Here is a 15,494-nt window from a genome sequence, read left to right as displayed (position 1 = left end):
GTTTTTGTGAAATTCACAAAGCCTTTGTTTTTTACCTAAAAATGAACCACCTGGATGTGTGGTCTTAAATTAACTAGAAATGAAGGGAGGACAAATCGATGCCTACAATTAACCAATTGGTCCGTAAGCCTCGTAAATCCAACGTCACTAAGTCAAAATCACCAGCACTAGGAAAAGGCTACAACAGCTTTAAAAAATCAACGACAAACTTGAACTCGCCTCAAAAGCGTGGAGTTTGTACGCGTGTTGGTACAATGACACCGAAGAAACCGAACTCGGCTCTTCGTAAATATGCTCGTGTGCGTTTAACAAACACACTGGAAGTAACTGCTTACATTCCAGGTGAAGGTCACAACCTTCAAGAGCACAGTGTTGTACTTATCCGTGGCGGACGAGTAAAAGATTTACCAGGGGTACGCTACCACATCGTTCGTGGTGCACTTGATACTGCTGGTGTTAATGGTCGTATGCAAAGCCGTTCACTTTACGGTACTAAGCGTCCAAAAGAAAAGAAATAATTTAATTCAAATCGTACCAATCTTTGAAAGGAGGAAAACACATGCCTCGTAAAGGTCCTGTTTCCAAACGTGACGTGTTACCAGATCCAATTTACAATTCAAAGCTAGTAACACGCTTAATTAACAAAATGATGATTGATGGTAAAAGAGGTACTTCTCAAAAGATTCTTTATGGAGCGTTCGAATTAGTAAAAGAGCGTTCTGGTAAAGATCCACTAGAAGTATTCGAAGCTGCACTAAACAACGTAATGCCAGTACTAGAAGTACGCGCACGCCGTGTTGGTGGAGCGAACTACCAAGTACCGGTTGAGGTTCGCCCAGACCGTCGTTCTACTCTTGGTCTTCGTTACCTTGTAAACTACTCTCGCCTACGTGGAGAGAAAACAATGGAAGAGCGTTTAGCGAATGAAATCCTAGATGCATCTAACAACACTGGTGCTTCAGTTAAGAAACGCGAAGATATGCACAAAATGGCGGAAGCGAACAAAGCATTCGCTCACTACCGCTGGTAGGATTTATCCGAATCTAAACACTCTAATCCGAAGTGGAAGGAGACAAAATAAATGGCTCGCGAATTTTCATTACAGAAAACTCGTAATATCGGAATCATGGCCCACATCGATGCTGGTAAAACAACAACGACTGAGCGTATCCTTTATTACACTGGCCGTATCCACAAAATTGGTGAAACGCACGAAGGTGCTTCACAAATGGACTGGATGGAGCAAGAGCAAGAGCGCGGAATTACAATCACTTCAGCTGCTACAACAGCTGCATGGAAAGAGCACCGCGTAAACATCATCGATACACCAGGACACGTAGACTTCACAGTTGAAGTTGAACGTTCATTACGTGTACTTGATGGTGCGGTAACTGTACTTGATGCACAGTCAGGTGTAGAACCACAAACGGAAACAGTATGGCGTCAAGCTACAACTTACGGCGTACCACGTATCGTTTTCATCAACAAAATGGATAAAACAGGTGCAGACTTCTTGTACTCTGTTAAAACATTACACGATCGTTTAGAAGCTAACGCTCATCCGATCCAATTACCAATCGGTGCAGAAGACGACTTCAAAGGAATCATTGACTTAGTGACAATGACTGCTACGATGTACGGAAACGACCTTGGTACTGACATCCAAGAAGTAGAAATTCCAGAAGAATACAAAGCTCAAGCTGAAGAATACCGTGAAAAGTTAGTTGAAGCGGTTGCTGAACTTGACGAAGAACTTATGGAAAAATATCTTGGTGGCGAAGAAATCACAAACGAAGAACTAGTTGAAGGTATCCGTAAAGGTACTGTAAACGTCGAGTTCTACCCAGTTGTTTGTGGTACTGCGTTCAAAAACAAAGGTGTTCAGAAGATGCTAGATGCGGTTATCGCATACTTGCCTTCTCCACTTGATGTAGCTCCAATGAAAGGTATCGACCCAGACTCTGGTGAAGAGCTAGTACGTGAGCCATCTGATGAAGCTCCGTTCTCTGCACTTGCCTTCAAAGTTATGACAGATCCTTACGTTGGTAAATTAACATTCTTCCGTGTGTACTCAGGTACATTGGACTCTGGATCTTATGTTCAGAACTCAACAAAAGGGAAGCGTGAGCGTGTAGGTCGTATCCTACAAATGCACGCTAACTCACGTGAAGAAATTTCTAAGGTATATGCAGGAGATATCGCTGCTGCTGTTGGTCTTAAAGACACAACTACTGGTGACACACTTTGTGACGAGAAGCACTTAGTCATTCTTGAATCAATGGAGTTCCCAGAGCCAGTTATCTCACTATCTGTAGAACCAAAATCAAAAGCTGACCAAGATAAAATGGGTCAAGCTCTACAAAAACTTCAAGACGAGGATCCGACGTTCCGTGCTCACACGGACCAAGAAACTGGTCAAACGATCATCTCTGGTATGGGTGAACTTCACCTTGATATCCTAGTTGACCGTATGCGTCGTGAATTCAAAGTTGAAGCTAACGTAGGTGCTCCACAAGTATCTTACCGTGAGACAATCCGTTCTACTGCTCAAGTAGAAGGTAAATTTGTCCGCCAATCTGGTGGTCGTGGTCAATTTGGTCACGTTTGGATCGAGTTCTCTCCAAACGAAGAAGGTAAAGGCTTTGAATTCGAAAACGCTATCGTTGGTGGTGTAGTACCACGTGAATACATTCCAGCAATCGAAGCGGGTCTTCGTGACTCTCTAGATAACGGTATGTTAGCTGGTTACCCAATCATCGACTTGAAAGCAAAATTATTCGATGGTTCATACCACGATGTTGACTCGAATGAGATGGCGTTCAAAATTGCCGCTTCTATGGCACTTAAAAACGCAGTATCTAAAGTTAACCCAGTTCTTCTAGAGCCTGTTATGAAAGTAGAAGTTGTAATTCCAGAAGAATACCTAGGCGATATCATGGGTGACATCACGTCACGTCGTGGACGCGTTGAAGGTATGGAAGCTCGCGGAAACGCACAAGTAGTTCGTGCAATGGTTCCACTTGCTGAAATGTTTGGTTATGCAACATCTCTTCGTTCTAACACTCAAGGACGCGGAACATTCTCAATGGTGTTCGATCACTACGAAGAAGTTCCTAAGTCAATCTCTGAAGAGATCATCAAAAAAAATAAAGGTGAATAATTGAAATTCACCTTCGTTTCAAGTATAACTATCTTGTAGTGTATGAAAGCGAGGGGCTTGCCCCTTTCGCTTTTATCATAAAACAAACAATTACTGAGGAGGATTTACTCTAATGGCTAAAGAAAAATTCGATCGTTCCAAAACACATGCTAACATCGGTACTATCGGTCACGTTGACCACGGTAAAACAACTCTAACAGCTGCAATCGCTACTGTTCTTTCTAAGCGTCTTGGTGGTGAGGCTCGTTCATACGACCAAATCGATAACGCTCCTGAAGAAAAAGAGCGCGGAATCACAATCAACACTTCTCACGTTGAGTATGAAACTGCTACTCGTCACTATGCACACGTTGACTGCCCAGGTCACGCTGACTATGTTAAAAACATGATCACTGGTGCTGCACAAATGGACGGCGGTATCTTAGTAGTATCTGCTGCTGATGGCCCAATGCCACAAACTCGTGAGCACATTCTTCTTTCACGTCAAGTAGGTGTTCCTTACCTAGTTGTATTCATGAACAAATGTGACATGGTTGATGACGAAGAGTTACTAGAATTAGTTGAAATGGAAATTCGTGATCTATTATCAGAATACGACTTCCCAGGCGACGAGATTCCAGTAATCAAAGGTTCTGCTCTTAAAGCTCTAGAAGGCGAAGCAGAATGGGAAGAAAAAATCATGGAACTTATGGACGCTGTAGATTCTTACATCCCAACACCTGAGCGCCAAACTGACAAGCCTTTCATGATGCCAGTTGAGGACGTATTCTCAATCACTGGTCGTGGAACAGTTGCTACTGGCCGTGTTGAGCGTGGACAAGTTAAAGTCGGTGACGTTGTAGACATCATCGGTATCGTTGAAGAGCCAAAATCTACTACTGTAACTGGTGTAGAAATGTTCCGTAAACTTCTTGACTATGCAGAAGCTGGAGACAACATCGGTGCACTTCTTCGTGGGGTTTCTCGTGAAGATATCCAACGTGGACAAGTATTAGCTAAACCAGGCTCAATCACTCCACACACTGAGTTCAAAGCTGAAGTTTATGTTCTTTCAAAAGAAGAGGGTGGACGTCACACTCCATTCTTCTCTAACTACCGCCCACAGTTCTACTTCCGTACAACTGACGTAACTGGCGTATGTAACTTACCAGAAGGCGTTGAAATGGTTATGCCTGGAGACAACATCGAAATGACTGTTTCTCTAATCGCTCCTATCGCGCTTGAAGAAGGTACTAAGTTCTCTATCCGTGAGGGTGGACGTACTGTTGGTGCTGGCGTAGTTGCTACTATCACTAAATAATTTCAGCTTTTGCTGATCTTGACCCTTCCCGGGACGCTGGGAAGGGTTTTTTATATATCTAGATGTGGAGAACGCCGTTCTAGAAATCTTGTGAAAACCGGGCGGGTCCGTAGAGGCGCTTTTGCCTCTATGGATGCGACCGGTTTTCGCGGGGATTTCTGGCGTTCGCAACTCGATTTCGTCTAGATGCGGAAGGCGTTCGCAGCTCGATATCACTAGATGTGGAGAACGCCGCTCTAGAAATGCTTTAGTTAAGTGATTATTACATTAAATGCTCTCATTATGACGTTAGAGGCTTCCATTCTTACATTAACTCGTTCCACTCTGACATTAGATTGCTCCACTCTTACATTCCTCGCTTTATGGAACCCTTTTCCCTAACCACCAGCTACCTAAATCTTTCCTAGAAAGACCTACCACACTCTAAGGGTTTGTCCAAATCTCATCACGGGTAAAGTCTCCTATATTAATAGAGGAGGCTATCCCTCATGAGGATCAGCACTTACAAAGTCCCCAGTACCAAATCCATTCGTCTAAAAGACTATCCCACTACTGAAGATAAGAAAAAAGAAAATGAACACATACGAGATGAAATCATTCCAGACTTGGTGAAACAGATGAAGTCGTTACATCATCGGCTACATGCTGAAGAAAAGCATGGAATCCTTGTAGTGCTGCAAGCAATGGATGCAGCGGGGAAAGATGAAGCCATTAGTTACATTTTCTCGAACCTAAGTGCCCAGGGACTAAAAACCACCACTTTGGGAAAACCAACAGAAGATGAGCGTGCAAAAGATTATTTGCGTCGCATTCAAGAAGGCTTACCTAGTAGAGGCGAGATCGGTATTTTGAACCGCTCTCATTACGAAGAAGTCATCGCTCCTCGTATTCATGATTTATTAGAAGAAGGGGACATTCCTTCACATGGAGATAAACAAAGTATTTGGCAGATGCGCTACCGTCAAATAAATGATTATGAAAAATATTTATATGAAAATGGCATCCACATTGTGAAGTTCTTCTTCCACATGTCGAAAGACGAGCAGAAAGACAGGTTGCTCGAGCGTATGAAGAACCCAGAGAAGCATTGGGAGTTTTCATTTGCTGACGTAGAAGAAAGAGAGCACTGGGACGACTATCATAAAATTTTTGAAGAAATGCTAAATCATACGTCGACCAGTTACTGCCCTTGGTATGTCTTACCGGCCGATGATGAATGGCATAGTAGACGTCTGGTGACAGAAATCATGATTCAGTTGATGGAAAAGCTGGATCCTAAATATCCGACATTTACAGGAGACGATTTAAAACGATTGAAGAAGGAAATTAAAAAGCTTGAGAACGAGTGAGAGTGTCGCCATATCTGGCGGCATTTTCTTTTATAGAAGCAAGGATTCACCAATAAATTCATTTATACGGATCATTAATCACTCCTGTTGACACCTCTAAATACCCGTGCTATTATAGCTTTTGTTACTTTAATACTCTACTTGTTTAGCAGGTTAAAGTATTAATCATAGATATCTAGAAAAGAGGAATTTCCATGAATGCAGTACTTATCGCGGTATTGATCATGCTTGTGCTCAGCTTGCTGCGCGTCAACGTGGTCATCGCATTACTTGTTGGTGCGCTCTCTGGTGGCCTTATTGCCGGATTGTCACTAACGGATACATTAACAGCTATTACAGAAGGTCTTGGCGGAGGAGCGACCATTGCACTCAGCTATGCGTTACTTGGAGGCTTTGCGGTAGCCATCTCGCGTACTGGATTGCCACTTTGGTTAGTAGACAAACTGGTGGATTCAGCGAACCAGAATAAATCAGGCAACTTTGGAACCATCAAGTGGTTCTTGCTAGCTGCCATCTTATTGATGTCAATTGCATCACAAAACATCATTCCTATTCACATTGCATTTATTCCCTTATTGATTCCGCCGTTGTTGCCACTATTTAATAAAATGAAGATTGACCGTCGTTTGATTGCTTCGATTTTAACGTTCGGTCTAACAGCTCCATACATTCTATTGCCATACGGATTCGGAGCTCTCTTCCACGATATCATCGCAACCCAGATGGAGGCTGCTGGAATGACAATCGACCGTTCGGACATTCCTATGGCGATGTTAATCCCGACAGCAGGATTAGTAGTCGGTCTTATCGTAGCGGTATTTATCAGCTACCGAAAAGCTCGTGACTACAAAGATACAGCAGCTGTAGAAGTTGAGCGTGTCAAAGTAACGCCGATGACTATCTTATTCACGATTCTTGCATTAGCTGCTGCGTTAGCAGGACAATTGCTCACAGAGAGTATGATTATCGGAGCTCTAGCTGGTATCGCTGTTTTATTCGCCACTCGCGCAGTGCGTTGGTCCGAGTCGGATCGTGTTCTTATAGAAGGAATGCAGATGATGGCATTCATCGGTTTTGTTATGATTGCGGCTAATGGCTTTGCTAGCGTCATGACAGCAACTGGAGACGTTGAAACATTAGTAGAGGGAACGACAAGTGCTATTGGGAACAACCAAGCCTTAGCTGCCCTTCTAATGCTTGTAGTGGGTCTTGTGGTCACATTAGGGATTGGATCATCATTCGCTACGATTCCAATCATAGCGACATTGTTCGTACCGTTTGCTATGGAAGTCGGATTTAGTCCTATGGCAATCATCGCTCTAATTGGAACAGCAGGGGCACTAGGAGATGCAGGGTCACCAGCGTCAGACTCAACGCTTGGTCCGACATCAGGATTGAATGCAGATGGCCAGCACAATCACATCTGGGATACTACAGTGCCAACGTTCATTCACTACAACATTCCGCTCATTATTTTCGGCTGGATTGCCGCAATGATTCTTTAATTAAAAAGAAACAAAAAAGAATTCGCAAAAACACTTGCGGATTCTTTTTATTTTAGTTATAATGTTGAATGTTGGTCTTTGACTGCGATGAAGCGAGAGGTTACCGACACACCCGGCCGCTTTGCCATGGCGGGTGTGCTGGAAAATTTTCGTGGAGAATGTCTAGAAAATAGGCGAAAAGGAGGGAAAATAATGGCAAAACAAAAAATTCGTATCCGTTTAAAAGCGTATGATCACAGAATTCTTGATCAATCTGCTGAGAAAATCGTAGAAACTGCGAAACGTTCAGGTGCTAGTGTATCAGGTCCGATCCCACTTCCAACTGAGAAGTCGACGTACACAATCTTGCGTGCGGTTCACAAGTACAAAGATTCTCGTGAGCAATTCGAAATGCGTACGCATAAACGTCTGATCGATATCGTTAACCCAACACCACAAACTGTTGACGCGTTAATGAAGCTTGATTTACCATCTGGCGTTGATATCGAAATCAAACTTTAATGGTAGAAAAATAAAAAACAAACAATTAACAGGAGGTGTGACGAATGACCAAAGGAATCTTAGGTAGAAAAATCGGTATGACGCAAGTATTTGCTGAGAACGGTGATCTAATCCCTGTAACTGTAATCCAAGCTACTCCAAACGTAGTTTTACAAAAGAAGACAGTTGACACGGATGGCTACGAAGCGATCCAGTTAGGTTTTGAAGATAAGCGCGAAAAGCTTTCTAACAAACCAGCTAAAGGACACGTAGCAAAAGCGGACACTGCTCCTAAGCGCTTCATCCGCGAGTTCCGCGGACTTAATACTGCTGATTACGAGATTGGTCAAGTAGTCAATGTAGAAAGTTTCGCTGAAGGCGATGTAATCGATGTAACAGGTGTAACAAAAGGTAAAGGTTTCCAAGGTGTGATTAAACGCCACGGACAATCTCGCGGCCCAATGTCTCACGGTTCTCGTTACCACCGTCGTCCGGGTTCAATGGGTCCAGTTGCTCCGAACCGTGTATTCAAACAAAAGAAATTACCTGGTCAAATGGGTGGAAACACAGTAACAATCCAAAACTTACAAGTTGTGAAGATTGATGCTGAGCGTAACCTTCTATTAGTAAAAGGTAATGTTCCTGGTTCTCGTAAATCATTAGTAGTCGTTAAAGCTGCTATTAAATCGAAATAATCTTTGAAGAAAGGAGGAAACAGGAATGGCAAAAGTTAAAGTTGTAAATTTAACAGGTGCTGAAGTTGGTGAGATCGAATTAAGCGACAAAGTATTCGGTATCGAACCAAATGAATCAGTACTGTTTGAAGCAATTATTGCGCAACGTGCTTCTCTACGCCAAGGTAACCACAAAGTGAAAGGTCGCTCTGAGGTATCTGGTGGTGGACGTAAGCCATGGCGTCAAAAAGGAACTGGCCGTGCTCGTCAAGGGTCTATCCGCTCTCCACAATGGCGTGGCGGTGGTATCGTATTCGGTCCAGTACCACGTAGCTATAGCTACAAATTACCGAAAAAAGTTCGTCGCTTAGCTCTTCTTTCAGCGTTATCTTCTAAGGTACGTGAAGAAAGCTTCGTAGTCGTAGATGCATTGTCATTTGATGCACCAAAAACAAAAGACTTTGCTAAAGTATTGAAAGATCTTTCAATCGCTAAAAAAGCATTGTTCGTTACTGCTGATCTAGATGAGAACGTAGCATTATCTGCTCGTAACTTAGCTGGTATCACAGTAGTTCCTGCTTCTGGAATTAACGTTCTTGATCTTGTTGGACATGATCAAGTAGTTATGACTAAAGCAGCTGTAGAAAAAGTGGAGGAGGTGCTTGGATAATGGAAGCACGTGATATTATTAAACGTCCGGTCATTACCGAGCGTTCTTCTGAACTAATGGGCGATAAGAAGTACACTTTCGAAGTGGACACTCGCGCAACAAAAACAAACGTGAAAAGCGCTGTGGAAGAAATCTTTGGTGTTGAAGTTGCGAAAGTAAACATCATGAACTATAAAGGTAAATTCAAACGCGTTGGCCGTTTCGGCGGATTCACAAACAAACGTCGTAAAGCAATCGTTACATTGACTGCTGACAGCAAAGAAATCGAATTATTCGAGATCTAATCTTATAGAAGAGTTAAAACCAAGAAGGAGGGAAAAAAATGGCGATTAGAAAGTATAAACCGACCACAAACGGACGTCGTAACATGACTAGTCTTGATTATGCTGAAATCACAACAAACAAGCCTGAGAAATCATTGCTTGCACCTGTGAAGCGTAAAGGCGGCCGTAACAACCAAGGTAAAATTACTGTTCGTCATCACGGTGGCGGTCACAAGCGTCAATACCGTATCATCGATTTCAAACGCAACAAAGATGGCATTCCAGGCCGCGTTGCTACAATCGAGTATGATCCAAACCGCTCTGCGAATATCGCATTAATCAACTATGTTGATGGAGAAAAACGTTACATCTTAGCACCAAAAGGATTAGTAGTAGGTATGGAAATCGTATCTGGTCCAGAAGCGGATATTAAAGTAGGTAACGCGTTACCACTTGAAAACATCCCAATGGGTTCTACAATCCACAACATCGAAATGAAACCTGGTAAAGGTGGACAGCTAGTACGTTCTGCTGGTACATCTGCACAAGTTTTAGGTCGTGAAGGTAAGTACGTAATCGTACGTCTTCAATCTGGTGAAGTTCGTCTAATCCTAGGTGTTTGCCGTGCAACTATCGGTGAAGTAGGAAACGAACAACACGAACTAGTAAACATCGGTAAAGCAGGTCGTTCACGCTGGTTAGGTAAACGCCCAACTGTACGTGGATCTGTAATGAACCCGAACGATCACCCACACGGTGGTGGTGAAGGTCGTACACCAATCGGACGTAAGTCTCCAATGTCTCCATGGGGTAAACCAACTCTAGGAGCGAAGACTCGTAAGAAGAAAAACAAATCCGACAAAATGATCATTCGTCGTCGTAAAAAATAATGTGGTTAAACTGCGGTTCGTAGGAGCCGTAGTGGAATCACTAAGGGAGGTTCCAAAATGGGTCGTAGCTTGAAAAAAGGACCTTTTGTAGACGATCACTTAATGAAAAAAGTGGACGCTCAGAAGGACAGTGAGAAGAAGTCAGTAATCAAAACTTGGTCTCGCCGCTCTACAATTTTCCCATCATTCATCGGTCAAACGATTGCAGTCTACGATGGTCGTAAACACGTGCCTGTATACGTAACTGAAGATATGGTTGGACACAAATTAGGCGAGTTCGCACCAACACGTGCTTATAAAGGTCACGGTGCTGACGATAAGAAAACAAGACGCTAATTGAGAGGAGGTAACACCACATGGCACAAGCTAAAGCAGTTGCTAAAACAGTGCGCATTGCTCCTCGTAAAGTACGATTAGTCGTTGATTTGATCCGAGGTAAGCAAGTTGGCGAAGCTGTTGCAATTTTAAACCACACACCACGTTCTGCATCAGTAGTTGTTGAGAAAGTTTTAAAATCTGCAGTCGCTAACGCAGAGCACAACTACGATTTAGACATTAATAGCTTAGTAGTATCTGAGGTCTTCGTTGATGAAGGTCCAACATTAAAACGTTTCCGTCCACGTGCACAAGGTCGTGCGAGTGCGATCAATAAACGTACTAGCCACATCACTGTAGTGGTATCTGAGAAGAAGGAGGGATAATTCGTGGGTCAAAAAGTACATCCTATAGGGTTACGCGTAGGTATTATTCGTGATTGGGAATCAAAATGGTTCGCTGAAAAAGAATACGCTACACTCTTACACGAAGATTTGAAAATTCGTAAATTCATCGACACACGTCTAAAAGACGCGTCTGTTTCTAAAGTAGAAATCGAGCGTGCTGCAAAACGTGTGAACATTACAATTCACACTGCGAAACCAGGTATGGTAATCGGTAAAGGTGGTACAGAAGTTGAAGCTGTACGTAAATCTTTGAATGATCTTACTGGCAAGCGTGTACACATCAACATCGTTGAAATCAAACGCGCGGATCTTGATGCGAAATTAGTCGCTGAAGGAATTGCACGCCAACTTGAAGGCCGTGTATCTTTCCGTCGTGCACAAAAACAAGCTATTCAACGCACAATGCGTGCTGGCGCACAAGGGATCAAAACGCAAGTTTCTGGTCGTCTAGGTGGAGCTGACATCGCACGTGCTGAACATTACAGCGAAGGTACTGTTCCACTTCATACACTTCGTGCTGATATCGATTACGCACACGCTGAAGCTGATACTACTTATGGTAAGTTAGGCGTTAAAGTATGGATCTATCGTGGAGAAGTCCTTCCTACTAAGAAGAACTCTGAGGAAGGAGGCAACTAATATGTTAATGCCTAAACGCGTTAAATACCGTCGTCAACACCGTGGAAAAATGCGCGGACAAGCAAAAGGCGGTACAGAAGTAACATTTGGTGAATTTGGCCTTCAGTCAACTGAAGCTAGCTGGATCACAAGCCGTCAGATTGAGTCTGCACGTATTGCAATGACACGTTACATGAAACGTGGCGGTAAAGTATGGATTAAAATTTTCCCGCACAAACCATATACGAAAAAGCCTCTTGAGGTACGTATGGGTTCTGGTAAAGGGGCACCTGAAGGCTGGGTTGCTGTCGTTAAACCAGGAAGAATTATGTTTGAAATTGCAGGAGTATCTGAGGAAGTTGCACGCGAAGCTCTTCGCCTTGCATCTCACAAGTTGCCTGTAAAATGTAAAGTAGTTAAACGTCAAGAAATTGGTGGTGAATCTAATGAAAGCTAATGACATCCGTGAACTTACTACAGCTGAGATCGAACAAAAAGTAAAATCACTGAAAGAAGAGCTTTTCAACCTTCGCTTCCAATTGGCGACTGGTCAATTAGAAAACACAGCTCGCATTCGTGAAGTCCGCAAAGCGATTGCACGTATGAAAACTGTGATTCGCGAAAGAGAAATCAGTGCAAACAACTGATAAAGGAGGTTTTCAAGCATGACTGAGCGTAACCAACGCAAAGTGTATACAGGCCGAGTGGTTTCAGACAAAATGGACAAGACTGTAACGGTTCAAGTTGAAACTTACAAAAAGCACAAGTTATACGGCAAGCGTGTAAAATATTCAAAGAAATTCAAAGCGCATGATGAAATGAACGAAGCTCAAGTAGGAGATATCGTACGCATCATGGAAACTCGCCCGCTGTCAGCTACAAAACGTTTCCGTTTAGTGGAAGTTGTAGAAAAAGCGGTTATTATCTAATAAAATTCGGAACGATTTATTTCCGGAAGGAGGTAACCTAAATGATCCAACAAGAGAGTCGTATGAAAGTTGCTGACAACTCAGGTGCACGTGAAGTTTTAACTATTAAAGTACTTGGTGGTACTGGACGTAAGACTGCTAACATCGGCGATATCGTCGTGTGTACAGTTAAGAAAGCAACACCAGGTGGCGTTGTCAAGAAAGGTGACGTTGTTAAAGCGGTAATCGTTCGCACTAAGAGCGGAGTTCGCCGTAAAGACGGTACGTACATCAAATTTGATGAGAACGCTTGTGTCATCATCAAAGACGACAAAGGACCTCGTGGAACTCGTATTTTCGGACCAGTTGCACGTGAACTACGTGACAGCAATTTCATGAAAATCGTATCTTTAGCTCCAGAAGTTCTTTAATTACGAGATAGTGCCAATCAAGGAGGTGCGACAGAATGCATGTAAAAAAAGGCGATAAAGTCATGGTAATCTCAGGGAAAGACAAAGGGAAAACAGGTGTTATCCTTTCAGCGTTTCCTAAGAAAGACCGCGTGCTAGTTGAAGGTGTAAACATCGTCAAAAAGCACACTAAGCCAAATCAAGCAAATCCACAAGGTGGAATTGTTGAACAAGAAGCTGCCATTCACGTATCAAACGTCATGTTGATCGACCCTAAAACAGGGGAACCAACACGCGTAGGTTACAAAGGGGAAGACGGTAAAAAAGTTCGTGTTGCCAAAAAATCTGGTGAAATTATTAAATAAGCTAAATGAAGAAGGGAGGTACACACATGAACCGCCTAAAAGAAAAGTTTGTTAACGAAGTTACTCCTGCTCTAATGAGCAAGTTTGAATATACATCTGTTATGCAGGTACCAAAAGTAGACAAAATCGTGATCAACATGGGTGTGGGCGACGCTGTCCAAAACACTAAATCACTTGATGCTGCTGTTGAAGAACTGCAAACAATCGCTGGTCAAAAACCAGTAATCACTAAAGCTAAAAAATCTATCGCCGGCTTCCGTCTTCGTGAAGGTATGCCAATCGGTGCGAAAGTTACACTACGCGGTGAGCGTATGTATGACTTCTTGGATAAATTAATCGCAATCTCACTTCCACGTGTACGTGACTTCCGTGGTGTTTCTAAAAAAGCATTCGACGGTCGCGGTAACTACACATTAGGTGTGAAAGAGCAATTGATCTTCCCTGAAATCGATTATGATAAAGTATCTAAAGTCCGCGGTATGGACATCGTAATTGTAACAACTGCGAACTCTGATGAAGAAGCTCGCGAGTTATTGACACAATTCGGTATGCCATTCCAAAAGTAAATAATAGGGAGGCGAAATCGTGGCTAAAAAATCAATGATCGCTAAACAAAAACGTACGCCAAAACATCCAGTGCAAGCCTACACACGCTGTGAGCGTTGTGGACGCCCGCACTCTGTATATCGTAAATTCAAGCTTTGCCGTATTTGTTTCCGTGAGTTAGCTTACAAAGGACAAATTCCAGGCGTTAAAAAAGCAAGCTGGTAATCCCCTAAACTGGGAAGGAGGTAAATGTAATGACAATGTCAGATCCAATTGCAGATATGCTGACTCGCATTCGTAATGCGAATATGGTTCGTCACGAGAAACTAGAAGTGCCTGCTTCAAACTTGAAGAAGGAAATCGCTGAAATTCTAAAGCGTGAAGGTTTCGTCCGTGATGTTGAGTATGTAGAAGATAGCAAACAAGGTATCATTCGTATCTTCTTGAAATACGGTCAAAATAACGAACGCGTTATCACTGGCTTAAAACGTATTTCAAAACCAGGTCTTCGCGTTTACGCGAAAACTAACGATGTTCCTAAAGTTCTTAACGGACTAGGTATCGCTTTAATTTCTACTTCACAAGGTCTTGTAACAGATAAAGAAGCTCGTGCTAAACAAGTTGGCGGAGAAGTCGTCGCTTACGTTTGGTAATCAGTAACAAATGAATGGAGGTGCAACAGCATGTCTCGCGTAGGTAAAAAAGTTATCGAAGTACCAGCTAACGTTACCTTGACAATTGCAGATGACAATACGGTCACTGTTAAAGGTCCTAAAGGTGAGTTAACTCGTACGTTCAACCAAGATATGAAGATCGAACAAGAAGGTACTACACTTTCTGTAGTTCGTCCATCTGAATCAAAAGAACACCGTACAATCCACGGAACAACTCGTGCGTTACTAGCTAACATGATCACAGGCGTTTCTGAAGGATTCACACGCGGTTTAGAATTAGTTGGGGTTGGTTACCGTGCACAATTACAAGGGAAGAAACTTGTTCTTAACGTAGGTTACTCTCACCCAGTTGAATTCACACCTGAAGACGGTCTTGAAATCGAAGTTCCTTCAAATACGAAGGTAATCGTTAAAGGGATCAACAAAGAACGCGTTGGAGCATTAGCTTCAAACATCCGTCAAGTACGTCCTCCAGAGCCTTATAAAGGTAAAGGGATTCGTTATGAAGGCGAAAACGTTCGTCGTAAAGAAGGTAAAACAGGTAAATAATGCTCGTAAGCATTAGAAAGGAGTGACCACTGTGATTACGAAACAAGATAAAAATCAAGTTCGTAAGAAACGTCATGCACGTGTTCGTACAAAAATCACGGGTACTGCTGAGCGTCCACGCTTAAACGTATACCGTTCTAATCAACACATTTATGCACAATTGATTGATGATGCTTCTGGTGTAACACTAGCTAGCGCTTCAACAATGGAAAAAGGCTTTGACGGTGCTACTGGTAATGTAGAAGCCGCAGCTAAGGTTGGCGAAGCAATCGCTAAACGCGCTGCAGAAAAGAACGTTACTAATGTTGTATTTGACCGTGGAGGTTACTTATATCATGGACGTGTGAAAGCATTAGCTGATGCTGCACGCGAAAATGGCTTAGAATTTTAAGAAGAAGGAGGGACATACAT

24 protein-coding genes are annotated in these 15,494 nt (G+C 42.8%); all 24 read left to right on the top strand.

Annotated elements, in window-relative coordinates:
* Nucleotides 1–98: 98 nt before the first annotated feature.
* The 24 genes from rpsL (at nucleotide 99) to rplR (ending at nucleotide 15,474) form a co-directional block, all read left to right on the top strand.
* Nucleotides 99–518: a 30S ribosomal protein S12 gene (gene rpsL, locus CF394_RS05425; protein WP_094942217.1), complete on the top strand. Its 420-nt coding sequence runs from the start codon at nucleotides 99–101 to the stop codon at nucleotides 516–518.
* Between the two features lie 41 nt (nucleotides 519–559).
* Nucleotides 560–1,030, top strand: coding sequence for a 30S ribosomal protein S7 (rpsG, locus tag CF394_RS05420; protein ID WP_094942216.1), 471 nt, complete (start codon nucleotides 560–562; stop codon nucleotides 1,028–1,030).
* Between the two features lie 51 nt (nucleotides 1,031–1,081).
* Complete coding sequence (gene fusA / locus CF394_RS05415; RefSeq protein WP_094942215.1) at nucleotides 1,082–3,160, top strand: elongation factor G; 2,079 nt, start codon at nucleotides 1,082–1,084, stop codon at nucleotides 3,158–3,160.
* A gap of 112 nt (nucleotides 3,161–3,272) precedes the next feature.
* Nucleotides 3,273–4,460 carry an elongation factor Tu gene (tuf, locus tag CF394_RS05410; protein WP_094942214.1) on the top strand — a complete coding sequence of 396 codons (1,188 nt, stop codon included), beginning with the start codon at nucleotides 3,273–3,275 and terminating at the stop codon, nucleotides 4,458–4,460.
* A gap of 488 nt (nucleotides 4,461–4,948) precedes the next feature.
* Complete coding sequence (locus CF394_RS05405) at nucleotides 4,949–5,809, top strand: PPK2 family polyphosphate kinase (protein WP_094942213.1); 861 nt, start codon at nucleotides 4,949–4,951, stop codon at nucleotides 5,807–5,809.
* Nucleotides 5,810–6,003: 194 nt separating this feature from the next.
* On the top strand, nucleotides 6,004–7,314 hold the full coding sequence (locus tag CF394_RS05400) for a Na+/H+ antiporter family protein (protein ID WP_094942212.1): 1,311 nt from the start codon (nucleotides 6,004–6,006) through the stop codon (nucleotides 7,312–7,314).
* A gap of 192 nt (nucleotides 7,315–7,506) precedes the next feature.
* Nucleotides 7,507–7,815 (top strand): 30S ribosomal protein S10, encoded by a 309-nt coding sequence (rpsJ, locus tag CF394_RS05395; protein ID WP_093274779.1) that lies wholly within the window; start codon nucleotides 7,507–7,509, stop codon nucleotides 7,813–7,815.
* A 44-nt stretch (nucleotides 7,816–7,859) separates the two neighbouring features.
* Nucleotides 7,860–8,489 carry a 50S ribosomal protein L3 gene (gene rplC, locus CF394_RS05390; protein WP_094942211.1) on the top strand — a complete coding sequence of 210 codons (630 nt, stop codon included), beginning with the start codon at nucleotides 7,860–7,862 and terminating at the stop codon, nucleotides 8,487–8,489.
* Between the two features lie 25 nt (nucleotides 8,490–8,514).
* The gene (gene rplD / locus CF394_RS05385; RefSeq protein ID WP_094942210.1) at nucleotides 8,515–9,138 is read left to right on the top strand and encodes a 50S ribosomal protein L4; all 624 of its coding nucleotides are present in this window, start codon (nucleotides 8,515–8,517) and stop codon (nucleotides 9,136–9,138) included.
* The gene (rplW, locus tag CF394_RS05380) at nucleotides 9,138–9,422 is read left to right on the top strand and encodes a 50S ribosomal protein L23 (protein WP_094942209.1); all 285 of its coding nucleotides are present in this window, start codon (nucleotides 9,138–9,140) and stop codon (nucleotides 9,420–9,422) included. The genes rplD and rplW overlap by 1 nt, the downstream gene beginning before the upstream one ends.
* Nucleotides 9,423–9,460: 38 nt before the next feature.
* Nucleotides 9,461–10,291, top strand: a complete 831-nt coding sequence (gene rplB / locus CF394_RS05375; protein WP_094942208.1) for a 50S ribosomal protein L2 — start codon at nucleotides 9,461–9,463, stop codon at nucleotides 10,289–10,291.
* Nucleotides 10,292–10,348: 57 nt separating this feature from the next.
* Nucleotides 10,349–10,627, top strand: a complete 279-nt coding sequence (gene rpsS, locus CF394_RS05370) for a 30S ribosomal protein S19 (protein ID WP_094942207.1) — start codon at nucleotides 10,349–10,351, stop codon at nucleotides 10,625–10,627.
* Between the two features lie 20 nt (nucleotides 10,628–10,647).
* Complete coding sequence (rplV, locus tag CF394_RS05365; protein ID WP_094942206.1) at nucleotides 10,648–10,992, top strand: 50S ribosomal protein L22; 345 nt, start codon at nucleotides 10,648–10,650, stop codon at nucleotides 10,990–10,992.
* Between the two features lie 3 nt (nucleotides 10,993–10,995).
* Complete coding sequence (gene rpsC / locus CF394_RS05360; protein ID WP_094942205.1) at nucleotides 10,996–11,652, top strand: 30S ribosomal protein S3; 657 nt, start codon at nucleotides 10,996–10,998, stop codon at nucleotides 11,650–11,652.
* 1 nt (nucleotide 11,653) lies between these two features.
* Nucleotides 11,654–12,088 (top strand): 50S ribosomal protein L16, encoded by a 435-nt coding sequence (gene rplP / locus CF394_RS05355; protein ID WP_094942204.1) that lies wholly within the window; start codon nucleotides 11,654–11,656, stop codon nucleotides 12,086–12,088.
* The gene (gene rpmC / locus CF394_RS05350) at nucleotides 12,078–12,278 is read left to right on the top strand and encodes a 50S ribosomal protein L29 (protein ID WP_053591325.1); all 201 of its coding nucleotides are present in this window, start codon (nucleotides 12,078–12,080) and stop codon (nucleotides 12,276–12,278) included. Before rplP ends, rpmC begins: the two co-directional genes overlap by 11 nt.
* 18 nt (nucleotides 12,279–12,296) lie before the next feature.
* Nucleotides 12,297–12,560 carry a 30S ribosomal protein S17 gene (gene rpsQ / locus CF394_RS05345; RefSeq protein WP_094942203.1) on the top strand — a complete coding sequence of 88 codons (264 nt, stop codon included), beginning with the start codon at nucleotides 12,297–12,299 and terminating at the stop codon, nucleotides 12,558–12,560.
* A 41-nt stretch (nucleotides 12,561–12,601) separates the two neighbouring features.
* Nucleotides 12,602–12,970 carry a 50S ribosomal protein L14 gene (rplN, locus tag CF394_RS05340; RefSeq protein WP_094942202.1) on the top strand — a complete coding sequence of 123 codons (369 nt, stop codon included), beginning with the start codon at nucleotides 12,602–12,604 and terminating at the stop codon, nucleotides 12,968–12,970.
* 35 nt (nucleotides 12,971–13,005) lie between these two features.
* Nucleotides 13,006–13,314 (top strand): 50S ribosomal protein L24, encoded by a 309-nt coding sequence (gene rplX / locus CF394_RS05335; RefSeq protein ID WP_094942201.1) that lies wholly within the window; start codon nucleotides 13,006–13,008, stop codon nucleotides 13,312–13,314.
* A gap of 26 nt (nucleotides 13,315–13,340) precedes the next feature.
* Nucleotides 13,341–13,880 (top strand): 50S ribosomal protein L5, encoded by a 540-nt coding sequence (rplE, locus tag CF394_RS05330; protein WP_094942200.1) that lies wholly within the window; start codon nucleotides 13,341–13,343, stop codon nucleotides 13,878–13,880.
* Between the two features lie 19 nt (nucleotides 13,881–13,899).
* A complete protein-coding gene (locus CF394_RS05325; RefSeq protein ID WP_094942199.1) occupies nucleotides 13,900–14,085 on the top strand; it encodes a type Z 30S ribosomal protein S14 in 186 nt (61 codons plus the stop codon).
* Between the two features lie 29 nt (nucleotides 14,086–14,114).
* A complete protein-coding gene (gene rpsH / locus CF394_RS05320) occupies nucleotides 14,115–14,513 on the top strand; it encodes a 30S ribosomal protein S8 (protein ID WP_094942198.1) in 399 nt (132 codons plus the stop codon).
* 30 nt (nucleotides 14,514–14,543) lie between these two features.
* Entirely contained in the window at nucleotides 14,544–15,083 is a 540-nt protein-coding gene (gene rplF / locus CF394_RS05315; RefSeq protein ID WP_094942197.1) for a 50S ribosomal protein L6, read from the top strand.
* A gap of 31 nt (nucleotides 15,084–15,114) precedes the next feature.
* Nucleotides 15,115–15,474 (top strand): 50S ribosomal protein L18, encoded by a 360-nt coding sequence (gene rplR / locus CF394_RS05310; protein ID WP_094942196.1) that lies wholly within the window; start codon nucleotides 15,115–15,117, stop codon nucleotides 15,472–15,474.
* Nucleotides 15,475–15,494 lie beyond the last annotated feature (20 nt).

Source organism: Tetzosporium hominis, from assembly GCF_002265435.1.
In the GTDB taxonomy this organism is placed as follows: Bacteria; Bacillota; Bacilli; order Bacillales_A; family Planococcaceae; genus Chryseomicrobium; species Chryseomicrobium hominis.
Note: the sequence above shows the minus strand (reverse complement) of the source record. Positions and strands in the feature narration are given on the sequence as shown.